This window comes from Pseudomonas sp. HTZ2, from assembly GCF_033173945.1.
Lineage (GTDB): Bacteria > Pseudomonadota > Gammaproteobacteria > Pseudomonadales > Pseudomonadaceae > Aquipseudomonas > Aquipseudomonas guariconensis.
Genome location: NZ_CP137332.1, coordinates 890180 through 915161, shown reverse-complemented (window position 1 = coordinate 915161; position 24982 = coordinate 890180). Strand labels below are relative to the sequence as shown.

The 24982-nt window shown below is 64.0% G+C and carries 24 protein-coding genes; 3 read left to right on the top strand and 21 right to left on the bottom strand.

Annotated elements, in window-relative coordinates:
- Nucleotides 1–9: 9 nt before the first annotated feature.
- The 6 genes from R6G97_RS04350 to ppc form a co-directional block, all read right to left on the bottom strand.
- Complete coding sequence (locus R6G97_RS04350; RefSeq protein WP_090346052.1) at nucleotides 10–840, bottom strand: isocitrate lyase/PEP mutase family protein; 831 nt, start codon at nucleotides 838–840, stop codon at nucleotides 10–12.
- 31 nt (nucleotides 841–871) lie between these two features.
- Nucleotides 872–1741 (bottom strand): DUF72 domain-containing protein, encoded by an 870-nt coding sequence (locus R6G97_RS04345; RefSeq protein WP_102082211.1) that lies wholly within the window; start codon nucleotides 1739–1741, stop codon nucleotides 872–874.
- Nucleotides 1742–1744: 3 nt separating this feature from the next.
- Nucleotides 1745–2032, bottom strand: a complete 288-nt coding sequence (locus R6G97_RS04340) for a hypothetical protein (RefSeq protein ID WP_070575208.1) — start codon at nucleotides 2030–2032, stop codon at nucleotides 1745–1747.
- Nucleotides 2033–2160: 128 nt separating this feature from the next.
- Nucleotides 2161–2835: a tRNA (adenosine(37)-N6)-threonylcarbamoyltransferase complex dimerization subunit type 1 TsaB gene (gene tsaB, locus R6G97_RS04335; protein ID WP_182941650.1), complete on the bottom strand. Its 675-nt coding sequence runs from the start codon at nucleotides 2833–2835 to the stop codon at nucleotides 2161–2163.
- A gap of 88 nt (nucleotides 2836–2923) precedes the next feature.
- Nucleotides 2924–3574 carry an adenylate kinase gene (gene adk / locus R6G97_RS04330; protein WP_043213782.1) on the bottom strand — a complete coding sequence of 217 codons (651 nt, stop codon included), beginning with the start codon at nucleotides 3572–3574 and terminating at the stop codon, nucleotides 2924–2926.
- A gap of 257 nt (nucleotides 3575–3831) precedes the next feature.
- On the bottom strand, nucleotides 3832–6459 hold the full coding sequence (gene ppc / locus R6G97_RS04325) for a phosphoenolpyruvate carboxylase (RefSeq protein WP_043213780.1): 2628 nt from the start codon (nucleotides 6457–6459) through the stop codon (nucleotides 3832–3834).
- Nucleotides 6460–6623: 164 nt separating this feature from the next.
- On the opposite strand from ppc, the gene R6G97_RS04320 reads away from it, so the two are divergent.
- From R6G97_RS04320 to R6G97_RS04310, 3 genes are all read left to right on the top strand, one after another.
- Nucleotides 6624–6944 carry a hypothetical protein gene (locus R6G97_RS04320; protein ID WP_090346043.1) on the top strand — a complete coding sequence of 107 codons (321 nt, stop codon included), beginning with the start codon at nucleotides 6624–6626 and terminating at the stop codon, nucleotides 6942–6944.
- Nucleotides 6945–7231: 287 nt separating this feature from the next.
- Complete coding sequence (locus tag R6G97_RS04315; RefSeq protein WP_043213775.1) at nucleotides 7232–7645, top strand: DUF4398 domain-containing protein; 414 nt, start codon at nucleotides 7232–7234, stop codon at nucleotides 7643–7645.
- Between the two features lie 51 nt (nucleotides 7646–7696).
- The gene (locus R6G97_RS04310) at nucleotides 7697–8488 is read left to right on the top strand and encodes an OmpA family protein (RefSeq protein ID WP_043213773.1); all 792 of its coding nucleotides are present in this window, start codon (nucleotides 7697–7699) and stop codon (nucleotides 8486–8488) included.
- A gap of 103 nt (nucleotides 8489–8591) precedes the next feature.
- On the opposite strand, the gene R6G97_RS04305 is transcribed toward R6G97_RS04310, so the two are convergent.
- From R6G97_RS04305 to R6G97_RS04235, 15 genes are all read right to left on the bottom strand, one after another.
- Nucleotides 8592–8918 (bottom strand): hypothetical protein, encoded by a 327-nt coding sequence (locus R6G97_RS04305; RefSeq protein ID WP_043213771.1) that lies wholly within the window; start codon nucleotides 8916–8918, stop codon nucleotides 8592–8594.
- On the bottom strand, nucleotides 8915–9838 hold the full coding sequence (locus R6G97_RS04300; RefSeq protein WP_317847842.1) for an alpha/beta hydrolase: 924 nt from the start codon (nucleotides 9836–9838) through the stop codon (nucleotides 8915–8917). Before R6G97_RS04300 ends, R6G97_RS04305 begins: the two co-directional genes overlap by 4 nt.
- On the bottom strand, nucleotides 9810–11087 hold the full coding sequence (locus R6G97_RS04295; protein ID WP_043213767.1) for a flavohemoglobin expression-modulating QEGLA motif protein: 1278 nt from the start codon (nucleotides 11085–11087) through the stop codon (nucleotides 9810–9812). The genes R6G97_RS04300 and R6G97_RS04295 overlap by 29 nt, the downstream gene beginning before the upstream one ends.
- Before the next feature lie 112 nt (nucleotides 11088–11199).
- A complete protein-coding gene (locus R6G97_RS04290) occupies nucleotides 11200–11748 on the bottom strand; it encodes a hypothetical protein (protein WP_043213765.1) in 549 nt (182 codons plus the stop codon).
- Nucleotides 11749–11794: 46 nt separating this feature from the next.
- Nucleotides 11795–12499 (bottom strand): TetR/AcrR family transcriptional regulator, encoded by a 705-nt coding sequence (locus R6G97_RS04285; protein ID WP_043213763.1) that lies wholly within the window; start codon nucleotides 12497–12499, stop codon nucleotides 11795–11797.
- A gap of 225 nt (nucleotides 12500–12724) precedes the next feature.
- Nucleotides 12725–14227, bottom strand: coding sequence for a lysine--tRNA ligase (gene lysS, locus R6G97_RS04280; protein WP_043213762.1), 1503 nt, complete (start codon nucleotides 14225–14227; stop codon nucleotides 12725–12727).
- 93 nt (nucleotides 14228–14320) lie between these two features.
- A protein-coding gene (prfB, locus tag R6G97_RS04275) for a peptide chain release factor 2 (RefSeq protein WP_102082206.1) occupies nucleotides 14321–15416 on the bottom strand; the annotation gives its coding sequence in 2 pieces (ribosomal slippage) (nucleotides 14321–15343 and nucleotides 15345–15416; 1095 coding nt in all).
- Nucleotides 15417–15552: 136 nt separating this feature from the next.
- Nucleotides 15553–16557 (bottom strand): response regulator, encoded by a 1005-nt coding sequence (locus R6G97_RS04270; RefSeq protein ID WP_043213758.1) that lies wholly within the window; start codon nucleotides 16555–16557, stop codon nucleotides 15553–15555.
- 51 nt (nucleotides 16558–16608) lie between these two features.
- Nucleotides 16609–17622: a chemotaxis response regulator protein-glutamate methylesterase gene (locus R6G97_RS04265; protein ID WP_043213756.1), complete on the bottom strand. Its 1014-nt coding sequence runs from the start codon at nucleotides 17620–17622 to the stop codon at nucleotides 16609–16611.
- Nucleotides 17619–19904: a hybrid sensor histidine kinase/response regulator gene (locus R6G97_RS04260; RefSeq protein ID WP_090346033.1), complete on the bottom strand. Its 2286-nt coding sequence runs from the start codon at nucleotides 19902–19904 to the stop codon at nucleotides 17619–17621. Before R6G97_RS04260 ends, R6G97_RS04265 begins: the two co-directional genes overlap by 4 nt.
- Nucleotides 19901–20560 (bottom strand): chemotaxis protein CheW, encoded by a 660-nt coding sequence (locus R6G97_RS04255; protein ID WP_043213753.1) that lies wholly within the window; start codon nucleotides 20558–20560, stop codon nucleotides 19901–19903. The genes R6G97_RS04260 and R6G97_RS04255 overlap by 4 nt, the downstream gene beginning before the upstream one ends.
- On the bottom strand, nucleotides 20557–21816 hold the full coding sequence (locus R6G97_RS04250) for a CheR family methyltransferase (RefSeq protein ID WP_043213751.1): 1260 nt from the start codon (nucleotides 21814–21816) through the stop codon (nucleotides 20557–20559). The genes R6G97_RS04255 and R6G97_RS04250 overlap by 4 nt, the downstream gene beginning before the upstream one ends.
- Complete coding sequence (locus R6G97_RS04245; RefSeq protein WP_090346027.1) at nucleotides 21813–22319, bottom strand: chemotaxis protein CheW; 507 nt, start codon at nucleotides 22317–22319, stop codon at nucleotides 21813–21815. The genes R6G97_RS04250 and R6G97_RS04245 overlap by 4 nt, the downstream gene beginning before the upstream one ends.
- Nucleotides 22320–22324: 5 nt before the next feature.
- The gene (locus R6G97_RS04240; RefSeq protein ID WP_043213746.1) at nucleotides 22325–23947 is read right to left on the bottom strand and encodes a methyl-accepting chemotaxis protein; all 1623 of its coding nucleotides are present in this window, start codon (nucleotides 23945–23947) and stop codon (nucleotides 22325–22327) included.
- Between the two features lie 131 nt (nucleotides 23948–24078).
- Nucleotides 24079–24798, bottom strand: a complete 720-nt coding sequence (locus tag R6G97_RS04235; RefSeq protein ID WP_182941662.1) for a tellurite resistance TerB family protein — start codon at nucleotides 24796–24798, stop codon at nucleotides 24079–24081.
- Nucleotides 24799–24982 lie beyond the last annotated feature (184 nt).

Sequence of the window (24982 nt, the reverse complement as noted above, 5' to 3'; positions counted from 1 at the left end):
ACGGGCGCCTCAGCGACGGAACAGGTCGTTGAGCTCGGCAAACGGCAGGGCCTGCGCGCTGTAGCCGAACGAGCCCTGATCACGGATCTCCAGCGCCGCCCGCTGCAACGCTCCCAGCGCGGCGCGTGCGAGCGAGGAGCCTACGCTGATGCGCTTCACCCCCAGGTCCTGCAACTGGTTCACGCTAAGCGGCACACCAGCCAGCCCCATCAGCACGTTGACAGGCTTGGGCGCGACCGCCTGCACCACGGCGCGGATTTCTTCGACGTCGCGCAGGCCTGGGGCATAAAGCACATCGGCACCCGCCTCGGCATAGGCTTGCAGGCGCCGGATGGTGTCATCCAGGTCCAGGCGCCCGTGCAGCAGGTTCTCCGCGCGGGCGCAGAGGGTGAAGGGAAACGGCAGCGCACGAGCAGCCTGCACGGCGGCGCGCACCCGCTCCACCGACAAACCGAAGTCGTAGATAGGGTCGTCGCAGCGACCGCTGGCGTCTTCGATTGAGCCGCCCACCAGCCCTACCTCGGCCGCGCGCCGGATCGTCTCGGCACAATCCTGTGGCAGGTCACCGAAGCCGTTTTCCAGATCGGCGGCCACAGGTAACGGAGTCGCATCGACGATCGACCGGGCGTTACTCAGGGTTTCCTCCAGACTCAAGGCGCCTTCGGCATCCGGCCGCCCCAGGCTGAACGCCAAACCTGCACTGGTGGTGGCCAGGGCCTCGAAGCCGAGGCTTGCCAGCAGGCGGGCAGAACCTGCGTCCCAGGGGTTGGGAATGACGAAAGCGCCCTCACGCTCATGCATGGCCTTGAAGGCTTCGGCTCGCAGGGTTTGCACATCCATGGTCTCAACCTCGGCAGATAGTCAGGAGTCGTCAGAGTAGTCCCAGTTGTTCGACCTCGGGCGCACGCGGCAATTCCGGCAAAGGGTCAAGACCCGGCAAACGCGCCATCAGACGCTCATGAAAACGCAGGGCCAGGGCTGCGGCCTGCAGGTTGTCGGCGGTATGCAAAAAGACATAGGGACTGCGCCCTTCTTCGATCCAGGCGCCAACCTTTTCCACCCAGGGCGTGAGAAAGCTCTCGTTGGCCTCCAGCACCGGATGCCCGATGAATCGCACCTGAGGGTGCTGGCTGAATGCAGCCGGACGTGGCGGGACCCGTGGTTTCTTGGACTGTGCATGCAATACACCCGGCTCGCGCGAGGTGCAACTGAACAGCGCCCGTGGGTCCAGGCAGATGCGCTCGACACCCCGCTCGTGCAACAGCCGGTTGAGCTGGCGCTCCTCTTCGCCCCGGGCGAAAAACGCCTCGTTGCGCACCTCGACCGCCACCGGCACGCCGATTAGGTCGAGAAAATGACACAGCTCGCCAAGCCGCGAAGGGCCGAACTGGGCCGATAGCTGCAACCAGTACGGCGAAACCCGCTCGCCCAACGGCGCCATCAGCCGGGTGAATGCAAGCGCGGACTCCAGATGCTCACGCAGGTCCCCGTCATGGGTCACATCACCCGGAAACTTGGCGGTGAAGCGAAAATGCGTGGGCATGACCTGCGCCCAACGCTCCACCGTGGCAGGCGCGGGACGAGCATAGAAGGTCGTGTTGCCTTCGACGGCATTGAACACCCGGCTGTACAGGCCGAGAAATTCAGCAGGACGGGCGTCGGCGGGATAGAGGTAGTCGCGCCAGGCGTTTTCGCTCCAGGACGGACAACCGAGAAAGTAAGGCAGGGGCGATGGATTCATCCATCAAATGTACAGGTCCAACCCCAGCACTTCCATCTCCCAGTCGGTGAAACCGGCGGTGGCCAAGTAGCTGGCCAGAGCGGTAGCGGTGCGTCGATCACGGGCACGAGGAAAGATCATGTCTTGCTGGCGGGCTGGCAGACCACCGGAACGGCGGTTGGTGCGGGGCTCCTGAGGGGCTTCGACGTCCTCGACCAGTTCGGCATCGTCGATGTTCTCGTCGCGCACCGGTGCCTTACGCGGGGTGCGCTTGATCGGATAGGACTGGGAGGAGAAACCATCGATACGCATGGACAAGGCACTCAGGATCAATGATGGCAATTTAGCAGCATCAGAGATCCCTCGCTAATGCCCAATTGATAACTGGACCACAGTTCGCACAAAAGGTTGCGACGTCGCTGCGCCGACTGACGAGAGGCTCAGCGCGCCTTGGGTGTCGCTACGTTGTCGCGCAGGTACACAGGTTGCGCCTGCTCGGCCGGGATGGCCTCGCCGCGTGCCCAAGCGAAGCGGGCCAGCTCGAGGATGTCCAGGGCGTTGGGCAGCGAGCTGGCATCGCTTGCGCTCACCGGCACGGCCAGCCGTTCGCCATAACCCCATCCGGTGCCGGCGCCGAACCACTCGCCGGTGCAGGCCTCCGGTAGCTGCACACGTTCTGGCGGCAACACCGCCTCGCGCCCTACCAGGCGCATCTCGCCGTCATGGGCTTGATAGCAGCCCCAGTACACCTCGTCCATACGGGCATCAATGGCGGCGGCGACCTGCTGCACCCCGCGCTCACGCAGCGCACCCTGGGCCAGCGCCGCCAGGTTGGAGACCGGCAGCACCGGGCGCTCGAGAGCGAAGGCCAGGCCCTGGACCACACCGATGGCGATCCGCACCCCGGTGAACGCCCCGGGGCCACGACCGAAAGCAATGGCATCCACGTCGCTGAGCGCCACGCCTGACTCGGCCAGCAACTGCTTGATCATCGGCAGCAGCTTTTGCGCGTGCATGCGCGGGATCACCTCGTAATGGCTGGTCACCTTGCCGTCATGCAGCAGAGCGACGGAACAGGCTTCGGTAGCGGTATCCAGGGCCAGCAGGGTGGTCATCGAACGAGGTATCCAGGCAACGGGGAAAAGAGCGGCAGTATAAACGACAACGGCCCGCAAGCGGGCCGTCGTGACGCACGGAGATGGATCAGCTCAGGGCTGCCAGCACCTTGGCAGTGATCGCCTCGACCGAGCCGACACCTTCGATGTGGCTGTACTTCGGCTTGCCGTTGTTGGCGGCCGAGAGTTTCTGGTAGAAGTCAACCAGCGGCTTGGTCTGGCTGTGGTATACCGACAGGCGGTGACGCACGGTCTCTTCCTTGTCGTCGTCGCGCTGGATCAGGTCTTCGCCGGTGACATCGTCCTTGCCTTCCACTTTCGGCGGGTTGTGCTGAATGTGGTAGGTACGGCCCGAAGCCAGGTGCACACGGCGGCCGGCCATGCGGCCGACAATCTCTTCGTCGTCAACGGCGATTTCGATCACGGCGTCGATGTCGACACCTGCGGCGACCATGGCCTCGGCCTGGGGAATGGTGCGCGGGAAGCCGTCGAACAGGCAGCCCTTGGCGCAATCCGGCTGGGCGATGCGCTCCTTGACCAGGCTGATGATCAGCTCGTCGGAAACCAGCTGGCCGGCATCCATGACTTTCTTGAGTTCAAGGCCCAGCGGGGTGCCGGCCTTGACGGCGGCACGCAGCATGTCACCGGTGGAGATCTGTGGAATACCGAACTTCTCGGTGATGAACTTTGCCTGAGTACCTTTACCGGCCCCGGGAGCTCCCAGCAGAATTACGCGCATCTTGTGCTCCTCATATTTTTCTATGTAAATCAACGGATTCGGCGCAGAAGGCCAAGTCCGAAAAATCGGGTGAGACCGAAAATCGGTCAAAAGGCTGCTCAAGATACACAGCGCCCAGCAACCAGACAAGCGTCCCAAAGTTGCAGGAAATCGCCACTTGGGCCCGTTTCACGGCGCGGTTGCGCCCGGCGCAACCTGCCAGCACAACCTCGGCCGAGGGGCCTGCGGCCCCCAGCCAAGGTCAGCCGCCGAACGCCTCAACCGGTATTGCGAAGACCTGCGGCGATACCCGCCACCGTGACCAGCAGGGCCTGCTCCAATGGGCTGTCCAGAGCGGCTTCCCGGCTCCGAGAGCGCGCCAGCAATTCGGCCTGCAGGCGATGCAGCGGGTCCAGATAGGTATTGCGCAGGCTGATGAACTCCAGGGTCTCGGGGCTGTGAGCCAGTAGCACCGATTGCCCGGTCAACCCCAGCACCACCTGGCACGACTGCGACAATAGGTCGCGCAGATGTGCCCCCAGGGAAAGCAAGTGCGGTTGCACCAGACGTTCGTCGTAGGCCTTGGCAATCTCGGCATCGGCTTTCGCCAGCACCATCTCCAGCATGTCGATTCGGGTGCGGAAGAACGGCCACTGTTCACGCATCTGTCCCAACAGCTCGCCCTGCCCACGCGCCAGGGCATTGCTCAGGGCCGTCTCCCAGCCCAGCCAGGCCGGCAGCATCAGGCGCGTCTGGGTCCAGCCGAAGATCCACGGAATAGCACGCAGGCTCTCGATGCCGCCGGCACGGCGCTTGGCCGGACGGCTGCCCAGCGGCAGGCGTCCGAGCTCCTGCTCCGGCGTGGACTGGCGGAAGTACTCGACGAAGTCGGGGTTTTCCCGCACCACGGCGCGATACGCCTTGACGCCGTCGGCAGCAAGCTGGTCCATCAGCTCGCGCCAGGCGGGCTGCGGGGGTGGCGGCGGCAACAGGGTCGCCTCGAGCACGGCGGCCAGATACAGGTTGAGGTTCTGCTCGGCGATGCCGGGCAGGCCGAACTTGAAGCGGATCATTTCGCCCTGCTCGGTGGTGCGGAACCGCCCGCCCACCGAGCCGGGTGGCTGCGACAGGATCGCCGCGTGGGCTGGCCCGCCGCCTCGGCCGACAGTGCCACCACGGCCATGGAACAACAGCAGCTCGACCTGATGCTCTCGACAGATGCGCACGAGGTTTTCCTGAGCCCGGTACTGGGCCCAGGCCGCCGCTGTGGTACCTGCGTCCTTGGCCGAGTCGGAATACCCGATCATCACCTCCTGCGGTCCATGCAAGCTGGCACGATAGCCCGGCAGGCCCAGCAGGCGCGCCATCACCGGCCCGGCGTTGTCCAGGTCGGCGAGGGTCTCGAACAGCGGCACCACGCGCATGGGCCGGGTCAGGCCGGCCTCCTTGAGCAGCAATTGCACAGCCAGCACATCGGATGCGGCACCGGCCATGGAGATGACATAGGATCCCAGCGAAGCCGCCGGCGCGGCGGCAATCTCGCGGCAGGTGGCAAGCACTTCGGCAGTCTCGGCGTCGGGCTTGAAGTGCGCAGGCAACAACGGCCGGCGGTTTTTCAGTTCCGCCTGAAGGAACGCGATGCGCTGTTCCTCGTCCCAGTCGGCATAGCGCCCCAGGCCCAGGTAGTCGGTGATTTCGGTCAGCGCGTCGCGGTGCCGGGCGGCATCCTGACGCACGTCCAGGCGCACCAGGAACAAGCCGAAGGTCACGGCCCGGCGCAAGGTGTCGAGCAGCGGGCCGTCAGCGATGACACCCATGCCGCATTCATGCAGGGACTGATAGCACAGCTCAAGCGGCTCGATCAGCTCGCGGTTGCTGGTCAGCACATCGGCCCCAGGTGCCTGGGCGCTGCTCAGCGCCGCGTGGGCCCAGGCACGGGTGGCGCGCAGGCGTTCGCGCACTTGCTTGAGCAACGCACGATAAGGCTCGGCACTGTCACCCACGCGCTCGCGCAGGGCATTGTTGGCCTGCTGCATCGACAGCTCGGCAGCCAGGTAGTCGATGTCACGCAGGAATAGGTCAGCCGCCATCCAGCGGGCCAGCAGCAGCACTTCGCGGGTCACCACCGCGGTGACATTGGGGTTGCCATCGCGATCGCCGCCCATCCAGGAGGCGAAACGGATCGGCGCGGATTCCAGCGGCAAGCGCAGACCAGTCGCTTCGAATAACGCGTGATCTACCTTGCGCAGGTGGTTAGGGATCGCCTGCCACAAGGAATGCTCGATCACCGCGAAGCCCCACTTGGCCTCGTCCACCGGCGTCGGCCGGGTGCGCCGGATTTCCTCGGTGTGCCAGGCCTCGGCGATCAGACGCCGTAAGCGCTCACGCACCTGTTGGCGCTCAGCAGGTGTCAGGTCACGGTGATCCTGCGCAGCCAACTGGCCGGCGATGGCATCGTATTTCTGGATCAGTGTACGGCGGGCCACTTCGGTGGGGTGGGCGGTGAGCACCAGCTGGATGTCCAGCTTGGCCAACTGCCTGGCGAGGGCATCGTCCGAATGACCGGCCTGCTTCAGCCGGGTCAGTAATTCCGGCAGCACGCGCGCTTCGAAAGGCTCGGGTTGGCCAACATCGCGACGGCGGATCAACTGGTACTGTTCGGCGATGTTCGCCAGGTTGAGAAACTGGTTGAAAGCCCGAGCCACCGGTAGCAGGTCGTCGTCGGCCAGATCGCCCAAGGTCGAACTCAGTTGCTCTGCAGCGCCACGGCGGTCGGCCTTGGCACTGTGGCGGATGTCTTCGATCTTCTGCAGGAACGCCTCGCCATGCTGCTGGCGAATGGTCTCGCCCAGCAGTTCACCCAACAGATGGACATCCTCACGCAAGCGTACATCGATATCGGTCATCGGCCTTCTCTCCGGCGCGGCTCACCGCGCATCCGCTCAGGAACATTGCCCAAGAGTGCCCATGGCAAGGCCGTACTGGCAAGCCGGTTCGGCACCGAGCAACTAAAGTGAATGCAAGGCATCCGAAGTCATGCCCACTTCAGGTTTCGAGCGAGGAGTTTTCCATGGACACCTTCAGGCACATGCTGGACAGCTGGGAATCCAAGGCCCGCGAGAGCTGCGAACGCGTCGAATACACCCTTACCCTGCACAAGCAGGACTTGGTCAAGATCAAGGCATTCGCGCAGGCCTACGGGCTGGACGAGGCCTTCGTCACGGAGAGCCTGTTGCAATCCGCCATCAAGGAGGCGGAAAAGGCCATCCCCTACGTCAAAGGCTCGCAGGTGATCCGTGTCGAGGAGGGCGAGGAGATCTACGCCGACATCGGCAAGACACCCGCCTACGTGCAGGCCGAACAGGCACTGTCGAAAAGTCTTTCGAGTTGACACTTGCCCCCGCGTTGGCGGGGCACGGGACTGCTGCCCCGCCTCGCCCCGTTCGCTTTGTCGCACAGTCTTGATTTGCCACCGATCCCCTTCCACGGTCCCTGCACGTCTGCACAGGCTCGGCATTTTTTTCTGAACTATCGGAAAAAAGCCCAAGTCACAGCCTGTAGCCATCACGCTAAAACCCTGCACACGCGCCGTTGTGCACAGTTCGGCCGAAATGCGCGCAGATGACAGGGAAAAAGCGATGGACTGCTAAGGATACCGTCGTAAACAGGAGTGATCCCATGGAGCTGACCATCATGAAGACCCGCACACCTCACCCCTCCTCCACGCCGCTGCGCGGGCTCAAGCTCGCCGCGCTGGCGCTGGGCGGCAGCCTGCTGCTGGCCGGTTGTGCCGGAAAACCGCCCTCCGAGCAATACGCCGTCACCCAGTCCGCGGTCAATTCCGCGGTCAGCGCCGGTGGCACCGAGTTTGCCGCCGTGGAAATGAAGGCTGCCCAGGACAAGTTCAAGCAGGCCGAGATCGCCATGCATGACAAGCAGTACGACGAAGCCAAGCGCTTGGCTGAACAAGCCGAGTGGGATGCACGCGTGGCCGAGCGCAAGGCTCAGGCCGCCAAGGCGCAGAAGGCCCTGCAGGACAGCCGTGAAGGTGTCCAGGACCTTCGCGAGGAAGGCCTGCGCAGCGCCGAATGAGCGCTGCCCTGCCCTGTTTGAGCCTTCGTCATTGATCAAAGGATGAACACTATGCGCAATTACCTCATGATCCCCACCCTGCTGGCCCTGTGCGTAGGCCTTGCTGCCTGCGCCCATGATCCGAACCCCAATCTCGAGTCCGCCCGCACCAACTTCTCCAGCCTGCAAAGCGATCCGCAGGCCAGCAAGCTGGCGGCCCTCGAGACCAAGGACGCCCAGGACTGGCTGAACAAAGCCGACAAGGCATTCATGGAGCGCGAGGACGACAAGACAGTCGACCAGTTGGCCTACCTGACCAACCAGCGCGTGGAAGTGGCCAAACAGACCATCGCCCTGCGCTCGGCTGAAAACGAGTTGAAGAACGCCTCCGCACAACGCGCTCAGGCCCGCCTGGACGCCCGTGACGCACAGATCCGCAAGCTGCAGGAAAGCCTCAACGCCAAGCAGACTGATCGAGGCACCCTGGTGACCTTCGGGGATGTACTGTTCGACTTCAACAAGGCCGAGCTCAAGAGCAGCGCCTACCCCAACATCACCAAGCTGGCCCAGTTCCTCCAGGAAAACCCTGAGCGCAAGGTCATCGTCGAGGGATACACCGACAGCGTCGGCTCGGCGAGCTACAACCAAGGCCTGTCGGAACGACGCGCCAACAGCGTGCGCATGGCCCTGGTACGCGCAGGTGTCGACCCGGCACGCATCGTCGCCCAGGGTTACGGCAAGGAGTACCCGGTCGCCGACAATGGCAGCAACACTGGCCGCGCCCAGAACCGTCGGGTGGAGGTGACCATCTCCAATGACAACCAGCCCGTGCAGCCGCGTTCGGTAAGCCAGATCCAACAGTAAGGCTGGCGCAATGAAACAAAAAAGCCCCGCGATCGTCGCGGGGCTTTTCTTTGTCTGTCCTGGCTCTTCGCGGCTTTCGCCGCGAAGGCATCCAGAATGCAGGTCATTGCAGCTGTTGCGGGGTCTCCTGCCCCATACAGCGAATGGCACGCTTGCGGTTGTCCACCAGCACGCCAGTCAGGCCCTTCTGCTGGGTGTCGAACAGCACCAGCACGCCATCGACGCACTGCGCCACCTGGGGCGCCGGGTCGAGGGAGACTTTGTAGTCCTCGCCGGGGAGGGTCTTGAGCATGGTGTAGTCCTGCAGCAACAGGGCGTCCTCGGGCTTGGCGAAATGCAAGTAACCGTAATACCAAAGGGTCCCTACCGTCACGATGATGGTACCCACGGCGGTCAGGATCATCGGGATGGCGTTGCGTTCTTCACTCATTGCGCGTTCTTCTCATCAGGGTAATTGGGCCCTTCGGCTAGTCGCCGAAGGCCATCGAAATGGCTGGGGTCGTCGAGGAAGCGCAGCATCACCTGGCGCCACGTCGGGTCGGCGAAGGTCTGCACATGCCCGCCTCGGGTCAGTTGCAGCACCCGAGGTGGCGGGGCGTGCTGGTACAGACGGATGCCGCTGTCCATGGGCACCAGGTCGTCGTCGATGCTGTGGAAAAACAGCTTGGGCGGGGTGTCCAGGCGCTCGATCGAGCGGATCGCGCTGTCGCCGTCCGGCACCAGCCAGGACAATGGCACCTGCAACGGCCAGGTCAGCCATGACGTACTCAGGGCAAAGCGCCCCACTTCCCGATAGCTGGCGGGTACACCGTCGAATACCAGCGCACTGAAGCGCTGACGTTGCTCAGGATGGGCCGCCAGGTAGTGAATGGCCATGGCGCCGCCGAGGCTCTGGCCCAGCAGCACCAAGGGCTTGCCTTGGACCTGCGGGGCGTTGTCCAGCCAATCCATGGCCGCCTCGATGTCTTGGTAAACCGCCGGCAGGCTCGGCTTGCCCTGGGAGAGGCCATAGCCGCGATAGTCGATCATCAGCACCTGGTAGCCCTGCTCCGGCAGCCAATAGCTGCCGCCCAGATGCCAGGCCAGGTTGCCGCCATTGCCATGCAGGTGCAATACCGTGCCCTTGACCTGGACCCCTGGCTTGACCGGCATCCACCAGCCGTGAAGACGCGTACCGTCGGCGGCGATGAGGGTCACGTCACGAAATTCGAGCTTCGCCTTCTGCGGGGTGAACGGCAGGCCCGGCTCCGGGAAGAACAACAAGCTGCTACACCCCGACAATCCCAGCACGAGCAAGCCCAGGATGAGGCGGCGACAGGCTTCAGAGAATGTTCGCGTAGTCGGCTTCAATACGATCCAGGCTCAGGTGGTTGAGGAAGTTGGAGAAGCACATCCACGCAGACAGGGCGTTGAGGTCGCGGAACTGTTCCGGCAGGTACTTGGGCGGCTCCACCAGGCCCTCCTCGACCAACTGACGCAAGGTGCGCATGTCTTCCAGGGTGGTCTTGCCGCAGAACAACAGCGGGATCTGCTCGAGCTTGCCTTTCTTCACGGCCAACTGAATGTAGTTGTAAACCATGATGAAACCCTTGAGATAGGACAAGTCCTTGGTAAATGGCAGTCCGTTGGGCACCGACCCGCGAAATACCCGGCTGGCATTGCTGTAGCTCTGGGCCATCTCGAAGCCCTGGCCGCGGAAGAACTCGTAGACCTGCAAGAAGTCCGCCCCCTCCTCCACCATGTGGATGGCCCGGGTGCGGTTGGTGAGCTTGCGCAGGCGGCTGGGGTAGGAGGCGAAAGCGATCACCTCCATGAGAATGGCCAATCCTTCCTGGGTCACGGTCGACGAGGGAGGCCCCTTCGCCAGGAACGTGCAGATCGGCTGGTTGAGGCCATTGAGCGTGGTGCCCACGTGCACCAGGCCTTCGTGGACCTCCAGTGCGCGCACGTCTCGGCTGTTGAACATCGCGTCGGCACGCACCTTGATGTAATCGGCACCGGCCGCAGCGTCGGCCACGATACCGTCGGACTCGAACACGCGGATGGTCTCCTCGGCCTCGCCGAAGACCTTGTTCAAGCGCCGCTGAAGGATCGCTACGGCTTCCTTGGCGGTAAGGTTCTTCGGCTCGTCCTTCAGGTCGCCCCGGCCGTCGATGTTGTTCAGATAATCGGACAGCATCAGGCCCAGGTCGGCCAGGGTCGGGTCGCCGGCATGGAAGGCGTCGGAAGCCGCGCCATACAGCTCCTGGGAAATCAGGCCGAAATCCTCGGTGCCACGGGCTTCGAGCATGCGCACCACCATGCGGTACTCCTTGCACATGCGCCGCATGATCTGCCCGACCGGGTTGAACTGACCGAGCTGGCGAGTGATGTCGCGCTCGATGCTCTGGAACTCGGCCTTCACCGAGTTGGAATCGAACGACAGCGGTCGCCCCTGGTAATAGGCACGGTCCACGGCCGGGGGCTCCTTGCCCTTGGCCTTGAGAAAGCCGTTGCGGATATTGTCGTCCCACTTCACCGCATCGAGCACGCGGATGGGCGTCTGCGCCGCGACGATGCGGTCGGAGAGCGCGCGTATGGTCTGCTGGTACTCGTCCACCCCGGACTCCTTGTTGAATCAAGCTCGTGGTCGGCCCCTTCGCGGGCAGACCCGCTCCCACAGGTACAGCGTGAACGCCCGCGAAGAGGCCAGCCAAGCCAGCGATAGTGCGCTATTTGCCACTTCGCTGGAAGCGTGCCACCTCGACGAACAGGTCGGAGTTGGCCGGATCGTCCAGATAGGCCAGCACCCGCGCCGACGGGCTGTCGATCAGCACACCTTCGCCGTTGTCCTCCGGCACCTCGGTGCTGCGTCCGGTCAACTCCTTCTTCTTGACCGCCTGCTGCACCTGGTCGACATCGAGGTTGTAGAGCACAAGCTCCTTGCCATCGACGACCTCGAAGCCGCCGATCAGGAAGTTGCCGCCCAGGCGCTTGGGCACACCGGCCGACAGATACCAGCGATTGCCATGCTGGGACACGGTAAAGACATATTCTTCCGGCGCCTTGCCCTTGGCCGTGGCCACCGCTTTATAGGCATCCCCGCCCACACGGCTGATGCTGAGTTTGAGCGGCTCGCCCCAGGCGTCCTTGCTGCTCCACTTGCCAAGCAGAGCCTTGGGCGCTGCCTGGTTGCTGGGCAGAGGCTCATGGAAGGTCACCAGACATCCACCGAGCAGCAGGAATGACAAAGTCAACAACACCAGACGCCAGGCTTTCATCAGGTTCTCCTTGAAAAGATCGATCGCCCCTCGGGCCGGTCGTGGCCTAGGCCGATGCCAGCACCAGGTGCAGGTATCGGGTAAGGATAGCGAGCATCTGCCCATCGGCTTGCGCATTCGCATCCTTGAGCAGGCCCTGATATTCCATCTGCTCGATTATGGCCGTCAACATCTGAGCATCCTGCTCGGGCTGACGCGACCCCACCACCTGCAGCATTTGCCGTGCGCCGTGCAGGAGGATCTGCTCGTGGGCGCTGACCAGTTCAGCCAGACGCGGGCACAGCAAGGCCTCCTGGCGGAAGGCTTGCTCGGCCATGATGAAGTCACGCCGAGTGTGCAACTGACGGCTGACATAATCGGCCATCATGCGCGCCACCTCGTCCGCCAGGCGTGCCCGGGCCTCGGGGCTGCCGTCGCCCTGGGCGAGCAACTGGCGCAGCACCACTTCGGAACTGGCCCAGAGCTTGGCCATGTAGGCGGCGCTGCGCTCGACGTACTGAGCGAAGGTGTCGGTCAGCAGGTCTTCGATGTCCTTGAAGTAATAAGTGGTCGCCGACAGCGGAACGCCGGCCTCGGCGGCCACCGCTCGGTGACGTACACCGCGCACGCCGTCACGCACGATGATGCGCATTGCCGCGTCGAGAATTTGCTGCCGGCGCTGCTCGCTGCCTTGGCGGGCTGTCTTGCGCCCCTGGTATTGCACGCTTTCGGCGACGGCGCTTGCCACGCCTGCCGCGCCTTGTTGGGCCATTGCGGGAGTCACGATGAATACCTCGTTGAATCTCGGTGAGGGTCGATCCCCTCTGCTTTGAGTAAAGACGGTTGTAGCTTGTTGCGGCCCAATTACGATCAAGGCCACGCCTGATAGGTTCGGTGGTGCTTCAAAAACGACTCGGCACCTGCGCCGTGACCAATCAGTCACTTTCGAACCGCAGGCATGAAAAAGCCGCCCCGAAAGGCGGCTTGTTCAGGATGCTCAGGCCTGTGGACGCATGTGCGGGAACAGGATCACATCACGGATCGACGGCGAATTGGTCAGCAGCATGACCAGGCGGTCGATGCCGATGCCTTCACCTGCGGTAGGTGGCATGCCGTATTCCAGAGCGCGAACGAAGTCGGCATCGTAGTGCATGGCCTCGTCGTCACCGGCGTCCTTCTCGGCCACCTGGGCCAGGAAACGCTCAGCCTGGTCTTCGGCGTCATTGAGCTCGGAGTAGGCGTTGGCAATCTCGCGGCCACCGATGAACAGCTCGAAGCGATCGGTGACGGCAGGGTTCTCGTCGTTGCGACGGGCCAGCGGCGACACTTCGAACGGGTACTCGGTGATGAAATGCGGCTGCTCCAGCTTGTGCTCGACCAGCTCTTCGAAAATCATCACCTGCAGCTTGCCCAGGCCTTCATGGCCGAGCACCTTGGCGCCGGCCTTCTTGGCGATCTCACGGGCGCGGTCGACGTCCTGCAGGTCGGCGGCGGTGAGCTCAGGGTTGTACTTGAGGATCGACTCGAACACCGACAGGCGGGCGAACGGCTCGCCGAAGTGGAACACCTTGTCGCCGTACGGCACATCGGTGGTGCCCAGAACCAGTTGCGCCAGCTCGCGGAACAGCTCTTCGGTGAGGTCCATGTTGTCGCGATAGTCGGCGTAGGCCTGGTAGAACTCGAGCATGGTGAACTCGGGGTTGTGCCGGGTCGAGACGCCTTCGTTACGGAAGTTGCGGTTGATCTCGAACACTTTCTCGAAGCCACCCACAACCAGCCGCTTGAGGTACAGCTCCGGCGCGATACGCAGGAACATGGCCATGTCCAGGGCGTTGTGGTGGGTTTCGAACGGCTTTGCCGCCGCGCCACCTGGAATGGTCTGCAGCATCGGCGTCTCGACTTCGAGGAAGTCGCGCTCGATCAGGAACTTGCGGATGTGCGAGATGACCTGGGAACGGACACGGAAGGTGTGGCGGGTTTCCTCGTTGACCATCAGGTCGACATAGCGCTGGCGGTAGCGCTGCTCGGTGTCGGTCAGGCCGTGGTGCTTGTCCGGCAGCGGGCGCAGCGACTTGGTCAGCAGGCGCACGTTGGTCATCTCGACGTACAGGTCGCCCTTGCCCGAACGGGCCAGGGTGCCTTCGGCACTGATGATGTCGCCCAGGTCCCAGGTCTTGACAGCGGCCAGGGTCTCTTCGGGCAGGGTCTTGCGGTTGACGTAGACCTGGATGCGACCAGTCATGTCCTGGATGACCATGAACGAGCCACGGTTGAGCATGATGCGACCGGCTACCTTGACCGGAATCGCGGCTGCTTCCAGCTCTTCCTTGGTCTTGTCCGCGTACTGCTTCTGCAGGTCGTTGCAGTAGCTGTCGCGACGGAAGTCGTTGGGGAAGGCGTTGCCCTTGGCACGCTCGGCGGCAAGTTTTTCCTTGCGCAGTGCGATCAGGGCGTTTTCTTCCTGTTGCAGGTCTTGCGATTCGGTCTTGAGGTCGCTCATGTCGTCATTGTTTCCATCAGGTGTTCGTTGCCCCTGTCGGGCAGGGCATGCGATACGGGCCGCAGGCCTCGTATCGCGGCGGTCGTGTGCGGTTTACAGCCCCTGCTTGAGGCTCGCTTCCAGGTACTGGTCGAGGTCGCCGTCCAGGACCTTCTGGCAGTCGCTGCGCTCGACGCCGGTACGCAGGTCCTTGATGCGCGAGTCATCGAGCACGTAGGAGCGGATCTGGTGACCCCAGCCGATGTCCGACTTGCTGTCTTCCAGAGCTTGGGAGGCGGCATTGCGCTTTTGCATTTCCAGCTCGTACAACTTGGCCCGCAGCATCTTCATGGCGGTGTCCTTGTTGGCGTGCTGGGAACGTTCGTTCTGGCAGGCCACCACGGTGTTGGTCGGCACGTGGGTGATACGGACCGCCGAATCGGTAGTGTTCACGTGCTGACCACCTGCACCGGAGGAGCGGTAGGTGTCGATGCGAAGGTCGGCCGGGTTGATCTCGATCTCGACCTTGTCGTCGATCTCGGGCGAGACGAACACCGCCGAGAACGAGGTGTGGCGACGGGCTCCGGAGTCGAACGGGCTCTTGCGCACCAGGCGGTGCACACCGATCTCGGTACGCAGCCAGCCGAACGCGTATTCGCCCTTGATGTGTACGGTCGCGCCTTTGATGCCGGCGACTTCACCCTCGGAGAGCTCGATGATGGTGGCATCGAAACCACGCTTGTCGGCCCAGCGCAAGTACATGCGCAGCAGGATATTGGCCCAGTCCTGCGCCTCGGTGCCACCGGAACCGGCCTGGATGTCCAGGTAGGCGTTGTTCATGTCCATCTCGCCGCTGAACATGCGACGGAACTCAAGCTGGGCCAGGTTTTCTTCCAGGCCTTGCAGCTCGGTCACAACGTCGTTGACGGCGCCTTCGTCGTTTTCCTCGACGGCCATGTCGAGCAGGTCCTTGCAGTCGGACAGGCCATTGGACAGTTTGTCCAGGGTCTCGACGACCTGCGCCAGCATGGCGCGCTCACGGCCCAAGCCCTGAGCGTACTCGGGCTTGTTCCAGACGGCAGGGTCTTCCAGTTCGCGATTGACTTCGATCAGGCGATCAGCTTTTTGATCGTAGTCAAAGATACCCCCGAATGGACTGGGAGCGTTCGGTGAGGTCCTTGATGGTGTTCAGGATCGGTTGGATTTCCATGGGCGGGCTACTCGTGCGAATTCGGTGAAAAGCCCGCGAGTATAACGCAGTCCTCGCCCCGACGGCAGACCCGCCGGGCGGTAACCGCGAGGGCCGCCGCTAATGGTGTGGACGCTGGCGGCAGACCCTAAGAGCGTCAGGCAACGCCCACCTGATTGCGACCATTGTTCTTGGCCAGATACAGCCCCTTGTCCGCAGCCGAGATCAGCTGCCGGCTGTGGCTGCCAACGCTTGGCGTGAGGGTCGCAAGGCCTATGCTCACTGTCAGGCGCGCGTCTGCCTCGGGCGCGGTATGGGGGATGTTCAGACCCAGGACGGTCTGGCGCAGTTTCTCGGCGATCAGCCGCGCACCGCCGGGCGAGGTATTGGGCAGCACCAAGGAGAACTCCTCGCCCCCATAGCGCGCCGGCAAGTCGGTGGGACGCGAGCAGGAACCGCGGATGGCCTCGGCGACCTGGCGCAGGGCCTCGTCGCCGGCCAAATGGCCGAAGCTGTCGTTGTAGGCCTTGAAGTAGTCGACGTCGATCATCAGCAGCGACAACTGTTGTTGCTCGCGTATCGCCCGTCGCCATTCAAGCTCCAGGTACTCGTCGAAATGGCGCCGATTGGACAGCCCGGTGAGGCCATCGGAGTTCATCAACCGCTGCAGCATCAGGTTGGTGTCGAGCAACTGCTGCTGGCTGACCCGCAGCGCGCGATAGGCTTCATCACGTTGCAGCAGGGTCAGGTAGGAGCGGGAGTGGTAGCGGATCCGCGCCACCAGCTCGATGGTGTCCGGCAGCTTGACCAGGTAGTCGTTGGCCCCGGCGGCGAAGGCCGCGCTCTTGACCAGCGGGTCCTCCTTGGTCGACAGGACGATGATCGGAATATCCTGGGTGGCCGGGTTGTTGCGGTATTCGCGCACCAACGTCAGGCCGTCCAGCCCCGGCATGATCAGGTCCTGGAGAATCACCGTAGGTTTGATCCGCATGGCCTGGGCCACCGCCTGGTGGGGATCGGCGCAGAAATGGAAGTCGATGTTCTCCTCGTGGGCCAGCCCACGGCGCACCGCCTCGCCGATCATCGCCTGATCGTCGACCAGCAGGACCATCGCCGCACTTTCGTTGATGGTCGTGAAACCTTCGATCGGTAGATCATTCATGCCTATTCACCAGGTCACTGCCGGCCAGGCGGCGTGACTCAATACATATCGTCATTTCGAAAAGATTTCCATCAGTCGGCCCGCGATGCGTTCCAGCGGCCGTATCTCCACGGCAGCCTCGATCGCCGCAGCCGCCTTGGGCATGCCGTAGACCGCCGAACTCTGCTGGTCCTGGGCGATGGTGAGGAAACCACGCTGGCGCATCTGTTTCAGGCCTTGGGCGCCGTCGCGGCCCATGCCGGTGAGCAAGACGCCCACGGCATCGCCCGTCCAGAAACGCGCCACACTCTCGAAGAACACGTTGATCGAGGGGCGGTAGATTTCACCGACAGGCTCGGCCGTATAGCTAAGCTGGCCGCCCTGCAGCAGGCGGATGTGATGATTGGTGCCGGCCAGCAGCACTTGCCCTGGCTGGGGTGGCTCGCCCTCTCGCGCCAGGCGCACCGGCAAGCCCGAGACCCCGCTGAGCCATTCGGCCATGCCACTGGCGAATACCTGATCAACGTGCTGCACCAGCACGATCGACGCGGGAAACTCGCGCGGCAAGCCTTTGAGCAGGACTTCCAGCGCCGCTGGACCGCCCGCCGAAGAGCCGATGGCCACCAGGCCACGACGCTGGGACGCCCCCACCAGTGGAGCGGACACAGCGCGGGGCGCCGCGGAGCGTTGCTGGCCGATCAGCCAGCCTATATTGAGGATCTTGCGCAACAGCGGGGCTGCCGCTTCCCGTGCATCCCCCGCGCCCAGCGAAGGCGTATCCACCACGTCCAGGGCGCCATGGCCCATGGCTTCGAATACCCGATGCACATTCTGCTTGCGGTCGACCGTGACAATAACGATGGCACAGGGTGTTTCGGCCATGATCCGCCGGGTCGCCTCGACGCCATCCATCACCGGCATGATCAGGTCCATGAGAATCAGGTCAGGGGTGAACTCGGCGCACCGGGCCACGGCTTCGGCGCCATCGCTGGCCACCCAGACCACCTGGTGCTCGGGCTCGAAGGCCAAGGCCCGGCGCAGCGCCTCCACTGCCATGGGCATGTCGTTGACGATGGCGATCTTCATCCCTGTGCACCCCCGATCAACTCCACCACGGCGTCCAGCAACGCATCGTCATGGAAACTGGCTTTAGCCAAATAGTAGTCGGCACCGGCGTCCAGTCCACGTCGCCGGTCTTCTTCACGATCCTTGTAGGACACCACCATGACCGGCAGCGATTGCAGGCGCTGGTCTCGACGCACCAAGGTGACCAGTTCGATGCCGTCCATGCGCGGCATGTCGATATCGGTGATCAGCAGATCGAAATCATCGGCGCGCAGGGCATTCCAGCCATCCATGCCGTCCACCGCCACGGCCACGTCGTAGCCCTGGTTGCCCAATAGTTTGCGCTGCAGCTCACGGACGGTGAGCGAGTCGTCGACCACCAGGATGCGCTTGCGCACCATGGCGCGACCGCCCCGGGCACCGCGCTCGATGCGCTCCAGCCGGCCGGTGCTGAGCAGTTTCTCGACCGAGCGCAGCAAATCCTCGACGTCGATGATCAGCACCACCGAACCATCATCGAGCAAGGCCCCGGCGGAAATGTCCTGGACCTTGCCCAGGCGCGCATCCAGCGGCATCACTACCAGCACCCGCTCGCCGATCAACCGCTCCACAGCCACGCCGTACAGTTGGTCACGCTCACGAATCACCACCACGGGCAGGCTGCGCTCGTCATCCTGCCCGGTCGGACGGTTGAGCAACTGGCTGGCCGAGACCAGCCCGACATGCCGTCCTTCGTGCCAGAAGTGCTGGCGCCCTTCGATCTGCACGATGTCCTCGGCAGCCACCGCCAGGGTGCGCTCGATGTGCGCCAGCGGGAAGGCATAGGCTTCGCCCCCCACCTCTACCACCAGGCTGCGCACCACCGACAGCGTCAGCGGCACCTCCAGATGGAAGCAGCACCCCTGGCCGGACACCTGGGTCAGCTCGATCGAGCCACGCAGCTCGCGCACCATGTGCTGAACCGCATCAAGGCCGACGCCTCGGCCCGACACCTCGGTGACCTTGTCACGCATGCTGAAGCCAGGAAGGAACAGGAACGTGAGCAGCTCCGACTCGCTCATTTGCGCTACGGTCTCGGCCGGTGACAGAGCCCGTTCGACGATGCTACGCCGCAACCGATCAAGGTCGATGCCGGCGCCATCGTCGGTCAGTTCGAGGATCAGCAGGCCTGCCTGGTGCGAGGCGCGCAGGCGAATCGTGCCGTCGACGGGCTTGCCTGCCAGCAGGCGCCGCTCGGGCAGCTCGATACCGTGATCGACGGCGTTGCGCAGCAGATGGGTCAAGGGCGCTTCGAGCTTTTCCAGTACGTCACGGTCGACTTGGGTTTTCTCACCTTCGATCTGCAACTGCACCTGCTTGCCCAGCGATCGTCCAAGGTCGCGGACCATGCGGCTCTGACCGGTCAGGACATCGGCGAACGGCCGCATGCGGCAGGCCAGCGCGGTGTCGTAGAGATGCTGGGCGCGCTGGCTGGCCTGCCAGCCGAACTCGTCGATATCGGCAGCCTGTTGCTGCAGGATCTGCTGGGTTTCGCCCAGCAGGCGTTGAGTCTGGGCCAAGGCCTCGAGCACTTCGTGGCTCTGGCCGCTGCCTTCGAGCTGTTGCTTCAGGCCATCGAGGGCCCGCATGCCCTGGCCATGCATGCGCTTGAGCCGCTGCAGGCTGGCCAGGTAGGGCTTGAGTCGCTGGGTTTCCACCAGCGACTTGCTGGAAAGGTCGAGCAGGCTGTTCAAACGATCGGCGGTGACCCTGAGCACCCGTTCGCCACCCTCGCCACCGCGCTTGCCGACCTTGCGAGGCAGGCTGGGCTCAGGCTCGGCCTCGGGCTCTGGCTCTGCCACCACCGGTTCGACCTGCGTGGTCTGCAGTGGTGCAGGTTCGACAGGTGCGGCAGGCTCAGGCACGGGCGCTGCCGTGGGGTCGAGCAGATTAGCCATCTGCACCAGGAACGCCGGCACCGCGGCTTCGCCATCACGGTCATTGGGTGTTGCGATGCGCATCAACAGGTCAGTGCCGTGCAGCAAGGCATCGATATGCTCGGGGCGCAGTCGCAGGCGCCCTTCCTGGGCCGCCACCAGACAGTCTTCCATGACGTGGGCGACGCTGACACCGGCATCGATGCCAACGATCCGTGCAGCCCCTTTCAGGGAATGGGCCGCGCGCATGCAGGCTTCGAGCTGGTCGGCCTGGGTCGGGTTGCGCTCGAGCGCCATGAGCCCGGCACTGAGCACCTGGGTCTGGGCCTCGGCCTCCAGGCTGAACAGTTCGAGCAGCGAGGCGTCGCGCATTTGCTCAGGGGTCATGACAGGCTCCGCTTCACGGCCGACAGTACATGTTGTTCATCCAGCACCCGCACGCTGCGTCCACGCCATTGCAGTACCGCTGCGGTGAAGTGCGCAGCGTCCTGGCCATCGGCCAGGCGTGCCGGATCCAGGCGATGGATACCGTCGATCTCGTCCACCGCCATCACCACCGGGCCGCCCTCCGCGGCGAGGATCAGCATGCGCGGCATCACGCGCCCGGTACGCTCCTGGGCCGGCAACACCTCGACGCCCAGCAAGCCCGCCAGCGACAGGCAGGGCACCAGCGCGCCACGCACATTGGCCACGCCCTGCAATACCCCGGAGCGCTGGTGCGGCAGCGAATGCACCGACTGTAGCGGCGCGATTTCGGCCAGACAGGCACAGGCCAGCGCCAGCCACTCCTCGCCCAGGCGGAACAACAGCATCGAGCGCCCGACGCTGTCTTCGTCCGGCGGCGGCGCCTCGACCTGCTCGTCCTGCAACAGTGCATAGCGATCGAGCAGCCGCGTGGCCGCACTGGCGTAGACCTGGCAGTTGCGGCAATGAATGTGACGTTCGAGCAATGGGCACTGCTTGTCGCCGTGCACACCGATACGGTTCCAGCAATCGTCGATGAGCTCATCGTCCCGTGCGATCAGGTGCATGGTTTCACTCATCGTTCAGACTCCCGTCCCACACGTGCCGCCCGCTCCTGCATACGCCGCGCGCCCGCCTCGTCGCCCTGGGAGGCCAGCAATGCCGCCAAGTGCATCAAGGCCTCGGCATGTTGCGGCTCCAGGTACAGTGCCTTGCGATACTGGCTGATGGCCTCCTGGCTGTCGCCTTCGGTGTCGCTGAGCAGACCGAGCCAGTAGAACACCTGCGCTTTCGGCGCGAACTGCTGCAGGTAGCGCTGGCAGCTGGCGCGGGCCTGCGCGCTTTCACCGGCGTTGGCCTGACGGGCGATGGTGGCCAGCAGCTCGCTCTCACCTTGGGCGTGCGACGGCGAGCGCGGTGGCGACGAAAGGGGGCGCGACAGGCGCACCGGACGGCTGGCAGGCCGTGGGGCCTGTGGAGGCACGGAGGGGGGACGACTGATTGGTGCAACTTGCCCGACGGGTGCAGGCGCCGGGGCTGGCGCCTCCTGGCGCACATAGGCGAACGACTGGGGGATGCCCAATGGACGCATGCCCAGGCGGGCCAGCAGGCTGCCCTCGGCAGGGCCGATGAACAGCACGCCCTGGGCATGGGTCAGGTGCTTGAGCACTTCGAACACCCGGCGCTGGGTCGGGACGTCGAAGTAGATCAGCAAATTGCGGCAGAAGACGAAGTCGTACAGCCCTTGCTGACTCTTGAGTGCAGGATCGAGCACGTTGCCGACTTGCAGATCGACCTGGCGTCTTACCCGCTCGTCCAATTGGTGGCCTTCGTCGGTTTCGCTGAAATGCCGGTCGCGGAACGCCAGCTCGCTGCCCCGAAAAGAGTTGCGCCCATAGATGGCCTGTTTCGCGCGGGCAATGGAACTGGGGCTGATGTCCATGGCGTCGACACGAAATGCAGCCGGGTCCAGACCACCCTCGAGCAGCGCCATGGCGATCGAGTAGGGCTCCTCGCCCGTGGAGCATGGCAGGCTGAGGATTCGCAGCGGTCGCAGACCGGCAAGTTCGGTCAGGCGCTTGTGGGCCAACCCCACCAGCGCGGTGAAAGATTCGGGATAGCGGAAGAACCAGGTTTCCGGGACGATCACCGCCTCGATCAGTGCCTGCTGCTCACTGGCCGATTGCTGCAGGCGCGACCAGTAATCGTCCAGGCCATCGGCCTGCACGGCAGCGCAGCGCTGGCGCAAGGCACGTTCGACCATGGGCGCGCCGACCGACTCGACGTCCAGGCCGATGCGCTCCTGCAGGAAACGGAAGAAGTGCTGTTCGATCATGCCGGCACCTGCCCTGGCGGCTCGGGGAACAGCAGATCGCGGACATCGTCCGGCAGCAAGTCGTCCACCTCGATCCGCTGCAGCAGCCCCCAGGCATCCTGGCGCACCGGCCCCAGGTAAGGCGCATCGGCGTTGTCCAGGCCATAGGGCTGGAACTCATCGGGCCGGCATCGCAAGGTGTCGGTGGCCTGCTCCAGAATCAACCCCAGTTGCCGGTCGCCGCCATAGTGCACCAGCACAAGCCGGGTGCTGGTACGCAAGGGGGCCGGGGTGGCGAAGCTCAGCGCCGAGAGATCGATCACCGGTACCAAGGTGCCGCGATGGGCAAGGATACCGGCGACCCACGCAGGCGCCTGGGCGATGGGCTTGAGCGTGCGCCGTGGCAATACCTCGATCACCTCGCGCACGTCCAGGGCAAAGCGCTGCTCGCCGATGCAGAACTGCAGATACAGCGCTGCCTTGGCACCGTCGGCCTGCTCCTGATGGGGTTGCACGTCGTTCATCGCCGTCAGACTTTGAAGCGCGACACACCGCCGCGCAGCCCGGCAGCCACCTGGCTCAACTCGTCGATGGCGAAGCTCGCCTGGCGCAAGGACTCCACGGTCTGGGTGCTCGCATCGCTGAGCTGGGCCAGGGCCTGGTTGATTTGCTCGGCACCGGTGGCCTGGGCCTGCATGCCTTCGTTGACCATCAGCACCCGCGGCGCCAGTGCCTGGACCTGGTGGATGATCTGGGTGAGCTGTTCGCCCACCTGCTGGACCTCGAACATGCCCCGCCGCACTTCCTCGGAGAACTTGTCCATGCCCATGACCCCGGCCGAGACGGCGGACTGGATTTCCCGCACCATTTGCTCGATGTCGTAGGTTGCCACGGCGGTCTGGTCGGCCAGGCGACGCACCTCGGTGGCCACCACGGCGAAACCACGGCCGTACTCACCGGCCTTCTCCGCCTCGATGGCGGCATTGAGCGACAGCAGGTTGGTCTGGTCGGCCACCTTGACGATGGTCACGACCACTTGGTTGATGTTGCTGGCCTTCTCGTTGAGGATCGCCAGCTTGGCGTTGACCAGATCGGCGGCGCCCATCACCTGATGCATGGTCTCTTCCATGCGTGCCAGGCCCTGCTGGCCAGAGCCGGCAAGGACCGAGGCCTGGTCGGCGGCGGAGGTCACCTCGGTCATGGTACGGACCAGGTCACGGGAGGTAGCGGCGATCTCTCGCGAAGTGGCACCGATCTCGGTGGTGGTGGCGGCGGTTTCGGTGGCAGTCGCTTGTTGCTGCTTGGACGTGGCGGCGATTTCAGTGACCGAAGTGGTCACCTGCACCGACGAACGCTGGGCCTGGGCGACCAGGTCGGCCAGCGCCACGGCCATTTCGTTGAAGCCGGTCTCGATGCTACCGAACTCATCCTTGCGGGCCAGGCTCAGGCGCATGCTCAGGTCACCCGAACGCAGCTTGTCCAAGGCATGGACGATGCGCTGCACGGGCGCAGTGATGGCACGCAGCAATAGCAGACCGCAGATACCGGCAGCCAGGATTGCCAGCAGCAACGAGACGATCATGCTGCCCTTGGCCGTGGCTACGGCAGAGACGATGTCGTTGGTGGCCGCTTCGGCGGATTCGCGATTGCTTTCAATGACCCGGTTCAGGTGCTGGCGGCCGTTGATCCAGGCCGGGGTGAGGGATTCGTTGATCAGACGCTCGGCTTCGGCATAGCGCTTCTGCTGGTAGGCTTCGAGCACCTGGTCGACGAGCTTCATGTAGTCGGCTTCAAGCACCCTGAACGCATCGAGCGCGGCCTGATCGTCCGGATTATGGATCGTCGCCTGGTAGCTGGCCATCTCCTGTTTGAGGCGCTCATCGAAGCTCTTGAACTCGGCCAGGTCCGCCGGGGTGATTTCCCGGCGACCGGACAACCCCACCAACTGCTGGCTGGTGACGTAGCTGTCGACCCAGGCGCTGCGAAGCATCGAGCTGTAGTAGAAGCCAGGGATGCTGTCGGAGCCTACTGCCTCTTCACTGGCCTCGATCGCCACCAACCGCGAGTATGCGGCGACGATCATCAGCAGCATGATGGCGATGATCACGGCGAAACTTGCCAGGATCCGTTGGCGCAAGGTCCAGTTCTTCACGTTCAGCCCTCAGGAATTCATTACGAGCGGGGAAAAATCGCCAGAGTATAGCCTAGGCGCCCCGCCCGTTCGCGGCTGATTTTGCAGGCTGTGGAGGCGTCCCTTACCTGAGTGGAAGGACGCCCCGTGGCTTACCCCGCAGCGAGGCGGACCTGATCCTCGAGCGCCTGGCGCAGGCCAGGATCCAGACGCAACTGGCGGGCCAGTTCATCCAAATAAGCGCGTTCCATGAAGTTTTCCTGATCGACCATCATCACGCTGGCCAGGTACATTTCAGCCGCCATCTCGGGCGTCTGCGCGGCAGCGGCCACTTCGGCGGGGTCCAGCGGTTTGTTCAGTTCGGCGTGCAGCCAATGCTGGAGCTCGCGGTCGCTGTCCAGGCGGACGAACTCACCTTCGATCAAGGCGCGCTCGCGCTCATCGATATGCCCGTCCGATTTGGCCGCCGCCACCAGGGCGCGCAGCACCGCCTGGCTGTGCTGCTCGGCCTGGGCCGCAGGCAGGCGATCGAGGGTACGAGGCTCGTGGGCCGCGGTCTGGCCCTGGCGCGCCTGCCAGTTGCCGTAGGCCTTGTACGCCAGTACACCAAGCGCAGCCAGGCCACCGTAGGTGAGCACTTTGCCACCATACTTGCGGGCCTTCTTGCTGCCCAGAAGCAGGCCCATGGCACCTGCCGCCAGGGCACCGCCACCGGCACCGGAGAGCAAGCTGCCCAGCCCGCCCTTGCCTGACTGGCCGCCCAGCAGATCAGCCACGCCCGCTCCCTTGGCGCCGCCGCCCTTGCCTTGCTGGTTTTGCAGCAGCTCCTGGCCGGATTTGAGCAGTTGATCGAGCAAGCCACGGGTGTTCATCTGGCATTACCTCTTGCTGAAAAGGAAAGCCCCAGATTAGGCCTGTGGACTGAACTCACGCTTAATGCATTTGCATCCGGATGTTGCGTAACCACCGGCAAAAAACGAACTAGACTCGACATCGCATGCGCCTGCCCGAACCGGCCGCAGGTGCGCGACAAGCGCACTACGCTTATCCCATCGC